Origin of the sequence: Salmonella sp. 32020114201800008SM, assembly GCF_017572025.1 — a bacterium.
Taxonomy (GTDB): domain Bacteria; phylum Pseudomonadota; class Gammaproteobacteria; order Enterobacterales; family Enterobacteriaceae; genus Salmonella; species Salmonella enterica.
Map to the genome: position 1 here is coordinate 71,532 of NZ_JAGEQM010000008.1, position 16,271 is coordinate 87,802.

General features: G+C 52.7%; 12 protein-coding genes and 1 pseudogene. All 13 read right to left on the reverse strand.

Going from position 1 to position 16,271, the window contains the following annotated elements; translation table 11 throughout:
- Positions 1-21: 21 nt before the first annotated feature.
- Positions 22-2,130, reverse strand: a complete 2,109-nt coding sequence (gene foxA / locus J4613_RS19365) for a ferrioxamine B receptor FoxA (RefSeq protein WP_001127732.1) — start codon at positions 2,128-2,130, stop codon at positions 22-24.
- Between the two features lie 145 nt (positions 2,131-2,275).
- Positions 2,276-3,280 carry a ferrioxamine uptake transcriptional regulator FoxR gene (gene foxR / locus J4613_RS19370; protein ID WP_000074593.1) on the reverse strand — a complete coding sequence of 335 codons (1,005 nt, stop codon included), beginning with the start codon at positions 3,278-3,280 and terminating at the stop codon, positions 2,276-2,278.
- A gap of 95 nt (positions 3,281-3,375) precedes the next feature.
- Positions 3,376-3,568, reverse strand: a pseudogene (locus J4613_RS22760) (hypothetical protein).
- Positions 3,487-3,672, reverse strand: a complete 186-nt coding sequence (locus J4613_RS22890; RefSeq protein WP_305954967.1) for a DUF2474 domain-containing protein — start codon at positions 3,670-3,672, stop codon at positions 3,487-3,489. Before J4613_RS22890 ends, J4613_RS22760 begins: the two are co-directional and overlap by 82 nt.
- Positions 3,618-4,628, reverse strand: a complete 1,011-nt coding sequence (gene cydB / locus J4613_RS19380; protein ID WP_111742434.1) for a cytochrome d ubiquinol oxidase subunit II — start codon at positions 4,626-4,628, stop codon at positions 3,618-3,620. Before cydB ends, J4613_RS22890 begins: the two co-directional genes overlap by 55 nt.
- Positions 4,625-6,028: a cytochrome ubiquinol oxidase subunit I gene (locus tag J4613_RS19385; protein ID WP_000393711.1), complete on the reverse strand. Its 1,404-nt coding sequence runs from the start codon at positions 6,026-6,028 to the stop codon at positions 4,625-4,627. Before J4613_RS19385 ends, cydB begins: the two co-directional genes overlap by 4 nt.
- Before the next feature lie 116 nt (positions 6,029-6,144).
- Positions 6,145-6,246, reverse strand: coding sequence for a small effector SsaA (ssaA, locus tag J4613_RS19390; protein WP_000934834.1), 102 nt, complete (start codon positions 6,244-6,246; stop codon positions 6,145-6,147).
- A gap of 276 nt (positions 6,247-6,522) precedes the next feature.
- Complete coding sequence (locus tag J4613_RS19395) at positions 6,523-9,495, reverse strand: type III restriction-modification system endonuclease (RefSeq protein WP_012219085.1); 2,973 nt, start codon at positions 9,493-9,495, stop codon at positions 6,523-6,525.
- A 9-nt stretch (positions 9,496-9,504) separates the two neighbouring features.
- The gene (locus J4613_RS19400; RefSeq protein WP_000910349.1) at positions 9,505-11,463 is read right to left on the reverse strand and encodes a site-specific DNA-methyltransferase; all 1,959 of its coding nucleotides are present in this window, start codon (positions 11,461-11,463) and stop codon (positions 9,505-9,507) included.
- Positions 11,464-11,651: 188 nt separating this feature from the next.
- Complete coding sequence (locus J4613_RS19405) at positions 11,652-12,905, reverse strand: MFS transporter (RefSeq protein ID WP_000288502.1); 1,254 nt, start codon at positions 12,903-12,905, stop codon at positions 11,652-11,654.
- 291 nt (positions 12,906-13,196) lie between these two features.
- Positions 13,197-13,391 (reverse strand): gold resistance metallochaperone GolB, encoded by a 195-nt coding sequence (gene golB, locus J4613_RS19410; protein WP_001159470.1) that lies wholly within the window; start codon positions 13,389-13,391, stop codon positions 13,197-13,199.
- 77 nt (positions 13,392-13,468) lie between these two features.
- On the reverse strand, positions 13,469-13,933 hold the full coding sequence (golS, locus tag J4613_RS19415) for an Au(I) sensor transcriptional regulator GolS (protein ID WP_001020583.1): 465 nt from the start codon (positions 13,931-13,933) through the stop codon (positions 13,469-13,471).
- Positions 13,934-13,944: 11 nt separating this feature from the next.
- Complete coding sequence (golT, locus tag J4613_RS19420; protein WP_111742435.1) at positions 13,945-16,233, reverse strand: gold/copper-translocating P-type ATPase GolT; 2,289 nt, start codon at positions 16,231-16,233, stop codon at positions 13,945-13,947.
- Positions 16,234-16,271 lie beyond the last annotated feature (38 nt).

Genomic DNA, 16,271 nt, shown 5'->3' on the forward strand with positions numbered 1-16,271 from the left:
GCTACCGGACGATAAGCGTTATCAAAACGCCCATGACACGCTGCCTACAATGCTACGCTCGGCGCCAAAATAACAATAAGAGAGCGAATTACAGGCAGCGACATAGCGTTTGTCCGTCAGATTATTTACGTTGAGCTGGGCGCTCAAGCCATTTAACCCAATGCTGGATAAATCATACCCAACCACCATGTCGACCAGTGTATAGGACGGCAACGTGTGGGTATTCAGGCGATCGCTGGTCACGCCGTTGACGTACCGGATGCCGGAGCCCAAAGTCAGCCCCTCTAACAGACCGCTTTTCACATCGTAACTTAGCCAGGCGCTGGCCTGGTTTCGTGGAGCATAAACCGCGCGCTTACCCTGCTCTTGCGGGCTACTTTTCTTATAACGGATATCAGTATAGGTATACGCCGCCTGCAAACGGACGCTATCCGACAAATGGCTAATGGCCTCCAGTTCCACCCCTTTAGACTCAATTTCACCAATCGAGCGGTACGGATCGGTAGGTTCTTCTTTGGTCGCGATATTGGTCTGGTTAATACGATACACGGCGGCGCTAAACTGGCTGTTCCCCCCCAGCGGTTCGTATTTTACCCCCGCCTCCCACTGCTTGCCTTTCATCGGTTCCAGCACATTGCCGTTTTCGTCGGCGAAGCTGGTCGGCGTAAACGCGGTAGAATAACTGAGATAGGGGGCGACGCCATTGTCGAACAGATAAAGCAACGCAGCACGGGTGCTGACGTTGTTTTTATCGAGATCGCTGCGTGAATCATGAAGTTTGTCGATGTTAGACACGCTGACCCGATCGTAACGACCGCCCAACGTAAAGCGCCAGCGATCCCATGACATCTGATCCTGTAAATAGTATCCGGTCTGCCGCAGCTTATGTTTTTCACGGCTATACAACGTAATGTAATCCGGCTGAGCGCCATAAACAGGGTTGAAAGCGTCAATCGGCGGAAACGCGCCATAATAGCCAGTAGTATGGTTACTGCGATCCTGATAATCGATCCCCACCAGCAGACGATGATTAATCGCCCCGGTATCCACGCTGCCGTCGAGCTGATTATCCAGCGCGATAGCCGACATTTTCTCCCCGGAGCCGGAATAGCCGCGATTCAGCGCCGTTTCATTCAACCAACCTGCGGCATAGACCTGATTCAACGTCACTTTGGTATGCAAATAGCGCAATTTTTGCCGTACCGACCAGCCGTTATCGAACAGATGCTCAATGTTATAACCCACCATATTTTCACGGCGATCGTATTTGTCGTAGTCATCTTCACCTTCAAAGAAAGTGTTAGAAATTTTTCCGCCGTTATAAGGTACAACCGTGCCTTGATAAGGCAGTCCGGAGTGGCTACCGCCTTCCGGATCACGGTGCAGATAGGCCATAAGATCAAGACGCGTCCGATCGGTAATTCGCCAGGTCAGGCTCGGCATCAGCGCATAACGTTCCTCTTTCAAGGGGGTAAACTGCGAATCGGCGTAACGTGTCATGCCGCTAAGACGCGCCGCCACACGTTCATTGTCATCCAGTGGGCCGGTCACATCAAAAGCCGCCCCGCGCTGGTTGTTATTGCCGGCAAACAGCTTCACTTCTCCTCCGGCATCAAACGCCGGTTTTCGCGACGTCAACGAGACAATGCCGCCTGGCGATGAACGTCCATACAGAACGGACGCCGGGCCGCGTACCACCTCGATATCTTCCAGAAACCAGGGGTCAACCACCAACGAACTGTGCGAATTGGTGTCGCCCATCATTTTTAACCCGTCGAGATAGACGTTATCCAGACTACCGTCCGAAAAACCACGCAATACGATGTAATCAAAGCGGTTAGAGGCGCCTATCTGATTACTGTATACGCCTGGGGTGTAGCTGACCGCCTGACGCACGCTGGTTGCGCCCTGCTCTTCAAACTGCTGGCGGGTAATAATGGATACCGACTGCGGCGTTTCAATATCTGGCGTCGCCAGCTTGGTCGCGCCACTCTGAACGGGCGAGGTGACAATGACGGTATCATTTTTTGTGGTTTCCTGGGCAAAAAGAGGAAAAGTCGCGCCGCCGATAGCTCCGCCTATCAATAGCGCCATACGCGTTGTCGCAAACATGAACATCTCCAAAGGCATCTTTATTGTAAATAAGAATTATTACCTTTTAGAGATAACGGACCACTATGCGTAACGCCAGATTGCCTATGCGCAATGATAAAACATCACCCAAAGCGGCAGAAAACCGGGTTAGCGGCGGATATTACCGTTCTGGCGGGGCGCGTTACGCACAGTGGCGGGACGCCGTCAGAGACGCGTCACGCAGCTCGCCGGGCGAGCAGCCATAACGCCGACGAAATGCCGTCGCAAAGTTAGTGGCATGTTGATAGCCTGACATCCAGGCGGCCTGCTGCACGCTGTATCCCTCCATCAGATAACGACGCGCGCGCGCCAGGCGGCAATCGCGCAGATAATCAAACACGGTACACCCATAGGCATGGCGAAACTTGCACCGCAGGCTACTCGGACTCATTGCCGCCCGACGCGCCAGTTCGTTCAGCGTGTAGGCTTTTTCCGGCGTCTGCTCCAGTAAACGCCGAATGAGCTCCAGCCGCTGGTATTCACCGGTGACGGGAAGCCCGCGTTTTTGCGTTGCGGGCTGACATAGATTTAGCGCATAGCCCAGCAATTGCAGCATGATGCCTTCCAGCATTAACTGGCGTGACGCCGCATGAGGTCCGGGCTGCTGCGCATAACGTAGCCCCGAAAGCAGAAACTCCGGCACCTGCCAGACCCTCGCCGAGGTTGCGCTATTTTCCCACTCGTCTGCCAGCGAGACAGGCAAACGCTCCCGCCATCCGCCGTCCGGGAACATTCCCAGCGACAAGGTGCGCAATTTACTGTCTGCGCCGTGATGGGCACGTATCGTCTGCTGCTCGCTCAGTTGCGAGCAAAACGCCATCCCCGCGCTCAACAAAAAGGTCTGCTCATTGACAGCCAGCGCGACGTTACCTTCCAGCACCACCAGCATATACAGCGGACTGCTATGGCGAGAGGTGGTTTCATAAGGTTGTAATACGTGAACATCCGAGCGTGTAATGCAAATCCCGCCGGGAAGCGCTATCTCTTCGATATCGCCATGAAGTACGGGACTACTCTGCGTATACTGCAGTAACGCCGGGAAGCGGTAATCAATGCCATAACGCTCGCCAAACGCGATGAAGTCGCTGACGGAAAAGATCTTTTTCATCGCCGGGGCGGCGGAAGAGTGACAGGAGATCGGAGACATTATCAATACCGTTTATCTGCGTTATACCAGAGCGTTAGCCACTGTGTAACCATATCACTGCGGCCCGGGAACGACAATAAAGATGAGAATAATTATCAACCGCTATTGAGGGGGGAGATAAGGCGAGCAAAGGTGATCGGTAAACGCCGATCTGTCGATAAAAACGCGCTTTCGCGAGAGATGAAAGCGCGTCCGGGGGGTATCAGTCAGGAGCGAAATCCTGCGGAGGTCATGAGCAGTCTGAATAACATTCCGACTCCCGCCAGCAGAAGCACGCTGGCGCACCATATCGCGACCATCCATACGACTCGCCGCGACCATTTTTTCACTTTAACCATCAGTGATATCCCTCTCCATGTCGCACTTTTCCACGGAAGACGTAGTAGCTCCAGAAGGTATAAGCCAGAATAATCGGGATGATTATCAGCGCCCCAACCAGCATAAAGCTTTGACTTTGCGGCGGCGCGGCGGCGGCATACAGCGAAATATCCGGTGGAATAATATTCGGCCAAATACTGATGCCTAACCCGCTGAACCCCAGAAAAATCAGCCCTAGCGTGAGAATAAATGGACGCGCATGGGATTCTGGTTTTTTCACGCTGCGCCATAGCCAGACGCTAAAAACCAACACCAGCACAGGCACCGGCAGGAAGTAGTATAAATTGGGCAGCGTGAACCAGCGCTCGGCGATGTCGTCGTGGGTGAGCGGCGTCCACACGCTGACGCCTCCCATCATCAGCAACAAGACGATCAACAACGGGCGCGACAGCGCGCACATCCGGCTATGCAGCGGATCTTCGCTTTTCATAATCAGCCAGGTAGCGCCCAGCAGCGCGTAGGTGACAACCAGACCGACACCGCAGAACAGGTTAAACGGCGTCAGCCAGTCAAGCTGCGAACCGCTAAAGGTTCGCCCTTCCACCTGAAAACCGCTCACCACCGCGCCCACCACAACCCCCTGGGCAAAGGTCGCCAGGATTGACCCGACGATAAAGGATTTATCCCAGAACGCGCGATGCGACTCGGTGGCTTTAAAACGGAATTCAAAAGCGACGCCGCGAAAGATAAGACCAAGCAGCATAACCACCAGCGGGATAGTCAGCGCGTCGGTGATGACGGCATAAGCCAACGGGAACGCGCCAAAAAGCCCGGCCCCGCCCAGCACCAGCCAGGTTTCGTTCCCGTCCCATACCGGCGCGACCGAGTTCACCATAACATCGCGATCGTGTTTATCACGAATAAACGGAAACAGGATACCGACGCCCAGATCGAAACCATCCATCACGATATACATCAGCGTGGCGAACACGATAATAGCAAACCAGATAACCGGAAGATCGATGGTCATTCGCGTTTCTCCTGCTCAAGCGATTCTCCCACGGCAGAGATAGGACGCGCGGGTCTGCCATCGGTTTCAGCGGTCGGTGTCTCCGCCGGCTGCGGCCCTTTCTGGATAAGACGAATCATATAAATATAGCCAACCCCAAAGACCAGGGAATAGACCACAAAGAAGGCCAGCAAACTGATGCTCATCTGCAAGGTGCTGTGCGCGGAAACCGCATCACGCGTTCGCAGCAGGCCATAGACCACCCACGGCTGACGTCCTACTTCAGTCGTCACCCATCCGGCAAGGATGGCGATAAGCCCGGACGGCCCCATCCACAGCGCAAAGTGCATAAAGGGCCGCGAATGATACAGTCGGCGTCGGTAGCGTAGCCACAGGCTGGCCAGCCCCAGGAAGATCATCAGTACGCCCATGCCCACCATCAGACGGAAAGACCAGAACACCACGGTAGAGTTGGGGCGATCCTCTTTGGGATAATCTTTTAGCGCAGGCACCTGTTTGTCCAGGCTATGCGTCAGGATCAGACTGCCCAACGCCGGGATCTCAAGCGCATAGCGGGTCCGTTCCGCCTCCATATCCGGCCAGCCTACCAGCGTAAGCGGCGTTGGCTCGCCGGGCGTATTTTCCCAGTGCCCCTCAATCGCGGCGATTTTGACCGGCTGATGCTTCAGGGTGTTAAGGCCGTGCATATCGCCAATCAATGCCTGAACGGGCGCCACCACGACCGCCATCCATAACGCCATCGAGAACATACGGCGGATAGCCGGCGTATCGTTACCTTTCAGTAAATGCCAGGCAGCGGACGCGCCGACAAACATCGCGCTACTTAAAAACGCCGCAACGGACATATGCAACAGGCGATACGGGAACGACGGGTTGAAAATCACCGCGAACCAGTCCACCGGGACCACCTGACCGTTGTGAATTTCAAATCCCTGCGGGGTATGCATCCAGCTATTAGACGCCAGAATCCAGAACGTCGACATTAACGTGCCCAGCGCCACCATACAGGTAGACAAGAAATGCAGGCCCGGCCCGACTTTGTTCCAGCCAAAAAGCATCACGCCTAAGAATCCCGCTTCCAGGAAGAATGCGGTGAGCACTTCATAGGTTAATAAAGGCCCGGTGATACTGCCGGCGAACTGGGAGAAACCGCTCCAGTTCGTTCCGAACTGGTAAGCCATGACCAGACCGGAGACCACGCCCATCCCGAAGTTGACGGCAAAAATTTTGAGCCAGAACTGATAGAGCGAGCGCCAGACAGGATTACGCGTTTTTAGCCATAGACCTTCCAGTACCACCAGGTAACTGGCTAAGCCAATCGTAATCGCGGGGAAAATAATATGAAAAGAGACGGTAAAGGCAAACTGGAGTCTCGCTAAAAAGAAGGCATCAAACTCCATGTTCCCTCCCGTTTATATATAGTCACTTCGTGTAAAATATTCACTGTTCGCAACCAGGTTGAAACGAAACGGTTATTTTCCCCAAACGTAAAAACGTCGGGGAATATCCAGATAAATTACGATTTTTTTTGCGGCTGGCTGTCAGGCTTATCGCCCGACTCTGGCGCTTCGGAGGGGTCGTCTTTTTCGACAGCGAAACGGTAGTATCTATTTAGCATAACATGTCTCCCTTAGTTACATTCACTTGGCAATATCTACCTGGCCGTTATAAAAATAACGGCAAAACAAAAAAACAGCGTCTTCAAGACTATTTGCAATTTCAGCAAAATACGCTTAGCTGAAAGTTAAGAATAGACGTAAAACGATAACCTTCAAGTCAACGCGGTTTACGGGACGGGGGATTAGTACAGGGAGAATGACCGCAACGCTCGCTGCGCGGCGGCCATTTTATATGGTCTATCAAAAAGATAACCGTTAAGGTCCATTCAAACCCGTTAGTTTGCCTTCCCCTCAATCAAGCCATTGATCGTAGAAAATACCGCCGGCGCGCTGGTCGCTTCCGCAAACTCGACATTAATATTTTGCCGACGCAGCATATCGAAGAATTTACGTTGCGCATCAAGAATAACCTGATCGCCTACGCGCATATTTTCTGCTTTAGTTTCAACCAGTAAATAAACGCTGTCGGCGTCCTGACGCTCAATACGGTACACAAAATCCGGCGTAGTAGAGCCCCCCGTATATTTGGGGATCTGAATGGCCCGCTTAGGCAGTTTGCCAAACACAGAAACCTGTTGCGGATAATCGTATTTTAATAGCGGCAATTCTGGATCGACGCTGTCATAACGCAACGGCGGTATTTGATAGAGAGAACGGGGATCGTCTATCGCATTCTCATCCACATTTTTCCCCACAATTTCAGCGCTAATCTCCTCTCTGAACTGCCGTGCCGTAGAATCAAATACCGACGTTGAAGCCTGAAAATCGAGAGGCAGATAATCGTGGCGCTGCGCAAAATGCGCATTAATCCGCGCCTGTAATGCGCGGGTCATATTGTCCAACGAGATCTCGCTTAAATAACGTGAATCTCCGTGCAAAACATCACGCAGCATCGCCATTAACACCGGGTGCAGGACGTTAACCGGCAGACTGGTGCGTAACGCCAGTTGCTTAAGAAAATGGCCATATTTCATGCCCGCCCTAAATTCGCTGGCGGCTAATTCGCCTTCCCGCTGCGCCACTTCAAAACGGCCATTATCTTCATTCGATACCAGCCGTTGTTGAACCTGGCTTGGCTTCTGGCGTATATACAGCGCCGGATCGCGCAGCACCTCGGCGGCAATCTGTTCCAGAGACGCGCCGCTACGCTCGAATTGCAGCATATAACGGCGGGAAAACTGCTCCCAGATACTGCTAAGTTGTTCCCAATTCTCTTTGCGTAACCTGACTCGCAGTCGGGAGGCGGGCTTATTGTCACGAATGCGATCCGCTCGCACCCGCGCCTGCGTCAGCTCAGGGTAGAACTCCAGTAGCCACGCAAAACCACTTTTGGTTTCCCCGTTAAGCGTGACGCTGGGTTTAAACTCATTACTCCGGTTGATCAGTTTTTTATCATCCAGATCTTCCAGCAAACGAAGCTCCGTAAACGCAGGATCGACTTTTTGCCGCTCGGTGACGATGAGTGTGATCATCGCCTCATCCAGTTTCTGCTCGTTAAGCTGAACTTTGCTGTCGCGATTAATCTCATCAACCAGCATGCTGGCAAACGCTTTTTCATCATAACCAATCAGAAACGACAGTCGGGACGGCCACTCTTCCTGATGAACGCGATGACCATTTTCATCTACCGGTAGCCGCAGGCCGCGCCCCACTTCCTGAATTTTGCTCGACTCGCTACCGGAAGAACGTAATTTAGCAATGACAAAAACATTCGGGTTATCCCAGCCTTCGCGAAGCGTCCATTTTGAAAACAGAAAGCGGCGCGTTTCCCAGTTGCCGTGATGGTCTGAAAAACTGAGCAACTTCTCTTTATTTTTCAGAATATCATCTACCTCAGCCTGGATCGCCTCATCGCCGCTTCCGCGGTCTTCGCCAAAGTAACCAGCGTGGACGTTTTGGTTATCCGAGTGCAGGCTGGCGAGCGTGGCCTGCAGAAACGACAGATACTCCACTTCTCGCGGCAGGGTCTTGCGCTGATAATCGTCAATCAGTTGCGTCAGTTTCTTTTTCAGCAAACGCTCAAAAGTGACTTTCAACCAGCCTTCGTCATCACGATAGCTTTTAATACTGTCAATAAAGAAAAGGCTTAAGGTCTTAATACGCGGGGCATTATTTTCTGGCTCATTGCTGCGTAAGAAATTTGCCTGCTCAGTGTCAAAATGCTTATCGATAGCGTCCTGAATAATCAGTTCCTGGTAGCTCGCGCCAAAGGTTCCTGGCACCAGCGCCATCCCTGCCTCCAGCTCCAGATCGTTCGACAACATTTTACTGCCGGCATATTCGATACTGCCTTCAAATCCTGCATCGACATCGGCGAGATTTTCGCCCACGCCAACCTCGGCAATTTTGCTCCCCCGTCGGAGGATTAATTTCTTTGCCGTGACGCTGTCAACGATATAACGATTGTTGGCCTGTTCTTCGGGGAGATTCGGGTAATAAATATCAATACCTTTCACCAAACCATCGTTAAAACTGTCCACCGCGTTGAGATCAAACTGCGGTTGCCGGCGATAGTAATCTTTACGTACACATTTATTTTTACCCTTACCTTCGACAATATCCGGGAAGGTAGCGCCAAAGCGGACGATCATTTGCGGCTGAATGGCCTGAATCGCTCGATAAAATTTGTTATCTCGCGCAAAACGATGCGGTTCATCAATAATGACCACCGGTCGCGTCATTTGCAGCCCTTTAACAGGCGACGTCAGCCCGCCCAGTAGCGTTTGATCGTAATCGTCTCGCGTCATACTGGCGGAATTGAGCATTTGCGCATTGATCAGCAAAACCTGAATCGTATGGCTATCACGACGGCTGGCATCAGTAAAACTTAATAGCTGGGCCGGAAAATTTTTACGCCCCGACTTTACTTTAAAATCACCGGCGTTGATGGTGCAAAGTTCCATCCGCGTATTTTCGTAGAACTGTGAAAAATGCTGTCTGGCGTAATCGCTGGTGATAAAGTTCCGCGCGCCTTCTTTAATGGCTGGCGTCGGCACCACCAGCACAAATTTGAAGAGGCCATACTTCTGATGCAGTTCATACATCAACCGGGTATAGACATAGGTTTTGCCCGTCCCGGTCTCCATTTTAACGTCAATATTGGCCTTATCGTCGTAACGTTCCTTAATCAGCGGATTAGCATAGTGATTATGATCGGCCTGCGCGTGATCGATACCGGTGAAACTCGCCAGAATCGCCGCTAACGCCTGTTCCTGATGGGGAAGTTCTTCCAGTAAAATATTCATCATCATCCCCTCTTAATAACGCTTCACCAGGTTCACTTTTTGATCAAGCTGTTTTAAGCCGATTTCCAGTTCACGAATGGATTCAAGGTCGAAAGAGTAGCCGTAAATGACAATGGTCTGAACCGGAAGCTGGTGCGTACCAATGTGGTTGAGAAGATCGCGGGTCTGCTCTGTTCCCCATCGTTCATCAATCAGATACAGGCGCGTATTATCAACATACCTGGCGCAATAGCCGGAAAAATCAATGGTCTGTACGTCAATATCCATTTTATAACCATCGGCGACCAGCCATGTCGTTAATAAGGTCTCTTCGCCGCTTGCGCCGCCCGGCACGCCCAATCCTCTGGCGGAAAAAGGATTGATCATGTCGGTAAATCCTGACTCGGTGAAAGCGGCCAGTTGACCGCTGGTATTGATAAAATGGCCGGTAGCAATATCGAAGCTATCCAGATCGTCCAGCGTCTGCTGTGTCGGAGTGGCAAAACGATAATGTTTAAAACCGAGATCGCTATTGGTCGCGGGATTGTTGGCGCGGATCTTCGCCGCAACGCGTGTAATTCGCTCGCGGCTGATTTCATCAATAGTGTTATAACCTGCTTTTTTCGCGATAGTGTTATTGCTTAATGCCTGATCGATAGTACACAGAATAAACGTGCGCTGCCCCCCATCTTCTTCATTCAGCGCCATCACCGCATGGGCCGTGGTGCCGGAACCGGCAAAAAAGTCCAGAACGACGCCGTCTTTATCGATAGCGAGCTTGATGATTTTCTTCAATAATGCGGTCGGTTTCGGCGTATCAAAAACGTTGTCGCCGAAGAGATCCAGAATCTCCTTTTTCCCCTCTTTATTCGACGCTACGTTATCCCAGTAATTGGTCGTTGGCTGCCCTTTACTGTGGTGCGCGTACATGACTCTCTGGGGAATACCGCCGTTATCTTTGCCAAAATAGACCAGATTATCGGCCACCAGTTTTTGGTAACTGGCTTCAGGATAAGCCCATAGTCTTTCGTGTACCGTACCGTTCGGCGTGGTAATTTTATAGGTATAGCCGCCGCCGCTCAGCCCTTTTGACACCGTTAACGGCACCGGTCGCCATTTCCCTTCTGGAAACTGTTCGGTCGGTTCTTTATAGGATTTCTGAATATACTCTTTAGAAAGCGGTTCTAAACGTAAAGCGCCCTGACCGGTTTTGGCGTAAACAAGAATGTATTCCCCCTGGATGGAAACGTTATCAGAGTCGTTAGAAATCTCTTTTTTGCGCTTCCACATCACATTGGTGACAAATCCGCCTTCGCCAAAAATCTCATCCATCATTAATTTAAGATTGGCGTACTCATTATCGTCGATAGAGATAAAAATAAATCCGGTATCTTTCAGGAGCTTCCTGGCCAGGAAAAGACGCGGATACATGAAAGATAACCACGCGGAGTGCGTCGATTTACCCTGAATGGATTTTAAACGTGCCAGTTCAGTATCATTAAGACCAAACATATCCTGCAACGCCCGATCGCTATATTCAAAATGATCGGGATAGACAAACCCGTCCGATCCGGTGTTATAAGGGGGATCGATATAGATCATATCGACGGTATCGGCGTAATTATTTTGCAGATGGCGTAACACATCCAGATTATCTCCGGTCAGAAAAAGATTATGGCTGTTTTTATTTTCTGCCAGAGTATTGTGTTCCACGTCAGGAACGATAACGGTAACGGATTTTTCACCCGCCTGTTTTTTTGCGTAATCTTTACCAATAAAATCAATCTGATAACCGCTAGTCAGCTCATCAATATTACGCGCTTTCAGCGCGCGCTCAAATTTGGCGAGATCAAATCCGCCTTTCGCGATCAGTTCGCCCTGCTCGTTATAGCGATCGGCGATAAAAAATTCCGGTAATGCACGTTGTAACTCAGACAGAAAGGCGCTATTCGGGGCAACAGACTCGTTGTGTTTTTGGTTATCTTTCAACATGATATCTTCGCTCCGTTGACAATTTTAAGGTCCAACAATCAATTTCTTATAAAGAAAAAAGTAAGCGATGATTGTAATGGTCACGAAAGGCAGATGCCATCATTAACCTTTGTTGTTCGTTGAAAGGGCGTAAAAACCACAGGAGGAAGGAGCGCTCCCGGCGACAGTATGCGCCAGGAGCGTAGTGTTTACGTGCGATGACCGATGGCCGACTCCGGGAGGGCGTCGCTATCTGTACCGGAGATGACGACTCCCCGGGTCTCGCGACCAAATGCCACAAATACACAGATTAAAATAGCCACCGCGCCAGCCACGATCGCCATTGCCAACCCGTAATTGCCACCATGCGTTTCCGCGATGCGGGCCTGTAACGTCGCATTAACCGACGCCAGTAAATTACCGAGTTGGTAAACAAACCCTGGCAGCACGGCGCGCGCATTCGCCGGAACCAGCTCGTTCAGCCAGGTCGGCACGACACCCCAGGCGCCCTGCACCATAAACTGCATCAGGAACGCGCCCAGACCAATCGTGAATGATCCGCTGGAAAATGCCCATAGCGGGAGTACCGGAAGCGCAAGAAAGGCGGCGATCATGATCGCTTTTTTACGCCCAATACGTTCCGATAGCGTACCGTAGAAAATACCGCCGAGCATGGCGGCAATGTTATAAAAAATTGCAATGATACTGATCAGATGCGGATCAAAACCATGCTGCATCTTCAGGAAGGTAGGATAGAGATCCTGCGTGCCGTGACTGAAAAAGTTAAAGAACGCCATGACCAGCACCAGATACAGACACAACTTCCACTGTTTGCGCAGAACAGGAAGCAGCGCGGTATTCTCTTTACGCGCTCTGGCCGCCAGCCAGACGGGGGATTCCGGCACTTTAAACCAGATATAAGGCAGCAAGACAACAGGCAGGGCGCCAATCAGGAACATACCGCGCCAGCCAACCATACTGTAGAAGAGGCCAAAAATAACCGAGGCGAACAGATAGCCGCAGGGATAGCCCGCCTGAAAAATGCCCGACATCAGGCCACGCGAACGATCGGGAATGGTTTCCATCGCCAGTGATGACGCGACGCCCCATATCCCGCCCATCGCCACGCCGTACATGACCCGAAAAATCAGAAATGCCATGAAGGTGGGCGACCAGGCGGAAAGCAGTTCAAACACCGTAAAGAACAGAATATTGAGCATCAGTATCGGTCGACGTCCGTACTTTTCCGCCATTCGGCCAAACAGCAGCGCGCCAATGGGACGTACCGCCAGGGTCAGCATAATCGCAATGGAAACGTCCGATACGGAAGCGTGAAACCATTCGGCGAGATCGCTAAGTACAAAGACAAGGATAAAGAAATCAAACGCATCCAGCATCCAACTGGTAAAGCTGGCAAACGCCACATGTCGTTGTGTCGTCGTCCAGTTCAGGGGGGTGTACATAGGTAGTGTCCTGCATCAAAAAATAACATCAAGCTTTGAAGCGGCGAAACGCTGGAGCGCTCCCGTCGTCAAAGCGACGTAACAAGGTAGCGTTGCGCTACTTATTTGTTATCTTTTTGTATATAGCAGGTAAAATGTTAGCAAAAATAGACAAATCATTACATATTATTAACAAAGCTTACTGACACATGATTTGTCACATTTTTTATGGGGATTATCTCATGCAAAGGAAAGCGAAGCGTGGCTAGCGTATCGCGACCGGCCTGTCGCCAGACCGATCGCCATTGACGATTACCTCTCGCGCGGCGGGAAACCGGCCTTTTGCAGGGCGGCGGCAATCTGCTCCGCGGATAGCGACGTTTCAACGTCAACCAGACGCGTCGCCGGGTCGGTTCTCACCGTCGCATTAGCATCGAGAGTCAGAATCGTCTTTTTTACCGTACTGGCGCAGCCGCCGCAGGTCATGTCATCAATATGGAACTGCATAGTGAACTCCTTTTGTGTGGGAACTGTTGCCAGTCTGGGCCTTGCCAGTGTTGGAAGGTCAAGCGTAATCTCAGGACTTACAGACGCTTTGCCAGTCCATGACGACGAGGACGGCGCAACACCGCTCCGGTACGCGCCTCCGGCTCGCTATCGTCAGGTTGTCCAAGCGTATGCAGAATGGGGCAATCTGGCAGCGCGTCGCCGGCGCAGCAGTGAATCAGCGCTTTGAGGGTTTGCGCCATGTGCTGCATGTTCTGGATACGTCTGTCCAGTTCATCAATGTGCGTCTGCGCCAGGCGTTTGACGTCAGCGCTTTGCCGCGACTGGTTATTCCAAAGATTCAGTAAGTCGCTGATTTCAGCAACTGAAAAACCGAGGTCGCGCGCGCGGCGTATAAAATGCAATTGATTAACATCAGCCTGGGTATAGGCCCGATAGCCGGAATCCGTCCGACTTGCCGCGGGAATCAGACCAATCTGTTCATAGTAGCGAATCATTTTGGCCGAGACTTTCGATGCTTTAGCTGCTTTACCGATATTCATGACGCTCCTCCTCATGTCGTGGATGTGTCGGATGGGGTTGCCATCGGCGCCCGGAAACGGCGCAGCCGCAAAGCGTTGCCCAGCACGAACACGCTCGACATCGCCATCGCCCCTGCGGCGAATACCGGGGACAATAATATGCCCCAGACCGGAAATAGCGCGCCTGCCGCGACAGGAATCAGCGCCGTATTGTAAGCAAAGGCCCAGAACAGATTCTGGTGGATATTGCGGATGGTCGCTTTAGACAGCGCGATAGCATTCGGCACGCCTTGCAGGTTGCCGGACATTAGTACGACGTCGGCGGATTCCACCGCCACATCGGTGCCGGTGCCAATCGCCAGCCCCACGTCGGACTCCGCCAGCGCTGGCGCATCGTTGATGCCATCGCCGACAAACGCCACCTGCCCATACGCCGCTTTCAGGCGCCGTATCGCCTCGACTTTCCCTTCTGGCAATACCTCGGCGACCACGTCATCAATCCCTAACTGTCTGGCGATAGCCTGTGCCGTGCGGGCATTATCGCCAGTGATCATGGCGACCTTAATGCCGAGCTGATGTAAAGCGTTAATTGCGGCGGGCGTACTGGGTTTGATCGGATCGGCCACGGCGATAATCGCCGCCAGTTGACCGTCAATAGCCGCATAGAGCGGCGATTTCCCTTCCTGCCCTAACCGTTCGGCGGTGGTGGCGAAGCCGCTAATATCCACGCCAATTTCGCGCATATAGCGATCAGCCCCCACGTCAACACGCGTACCGGCAACGGTAGCGTATACGCCCATCCCGGTCACCGATTCGAAGCCGTTCATGCCTGGTAGCGCGATCCCTTCCTCTTCTGCCGACACGACAATCGCACGGGCAATCGGATGCTCTGAACGCGATTCTACCGCCGCGACTTTCGCCAGCACCTCACGGCGTTCAAAGCCCCCTGCCACGTCGAGATCGGTCAGTACCGGGCGGCCTTCGGTAAGCGTCCCGGTTTTGTCTACGGCCACCACCTTAGCGTCTTTGAGTAGCTGTAACGCCTCCCCCTTACGGAACAGCACGCCCATTTCCGCCCCACGACCGGTTCCCACCATAATGGAGGTCGGCGTCGCCAGGCCCATCGCGCAAGGACAGGCGATAATCAGAACCGCAACGCCATTGATCAGAGCGAAAGTCAGCGCTGGCGACGGCCCAAACGCCAGCCATACCACAAAGGTCAGCGCAGCAATAAGCATCACCATCGGGACAAACCACAGTGTCACTTTATCCACGACGGCCTGAATCGGCAGTTTTGAACCCTGCGCCTGTTCCACCAGACGAATGATTTGCGCCAGCATGGTCTGTCCGCCGACGGCGGTCGCCCGCAACGTGAGCGCGCCTTTTTGGTTTACGGTACCGCCCACCACCGCACTTCCTGCGGATTTCTCTACCGGTATCGGTTCGCCGGTAATCATCGACTCGTCAACGAAGCTGCGGCCTTCGGTCACTTCGCCGTCAACCGGTATCCGCTCGCCTGGCCGAACCTCCATACAGTCTCCCAGCACAACCTCGTCGACAGGGATATCCACGATGCGGCCCTCGCGTAACACATGCGCGACCCGCGCCTGTAGCCCCACCAGACGTTTAATCGCTTCGGAAGTCCGCCCCTTCGCCCTTGCCTCCAGAAAGCGCCCCAGCAGAATAAGCGCGACAATCACTGCGGCGGCCTCGTAATAGACGTTTACCGTCCCTTCAGGCAACAGGTCTGGCGTAAAGGTCGCCACCAGCGAGTAGCCGAATGCCGCTGCGGTTCCCACGGCGACCAGCGAGTTCATGTCCGGCGCCAGACGCGCCAGCGCCGGGAACCCTTTAAGGTAAAAACGGCGACCGGGGATCGTCAGCACCAACAGGGTCAGTGCAAATTGCCAGTACCAGCTTTGTTGCAGGCCAATCGTTTTTATCACCCACTCGTGCATACCAGGAATAAGGTGCGAGCCCATTTCAAGCACAAAAACGGGGAGCGCCAGCACGCTGGCGAGAATCAGATCGCGCTTCAGCCTGACGCGCTCGGCCTCTTTTTTCTCTTCAGAGTCGTCTTCGCCCTGCCCCGCCGTCTCTATCGGTCGCGCCTCATACCCCGTTTTTTCAATCGCCGCGATCACCGCCTCCGCCGATGCCGTCCCGCGGACGGTGGCGCGCTCCGTCGCCAGATTCACCGTAGCGTCCGTTACGCCAGGCACAGCCTTAATACCTTTTTCAACGCGAGCGACGCACGACGCGCAGGTCATACCTTCAACAAGCAAGCTTATCGTGTCGTGACGATTTTCTGACTGACTCATGACGACTTCCCCATCCTGACTATTCGGTATCAGAAAGC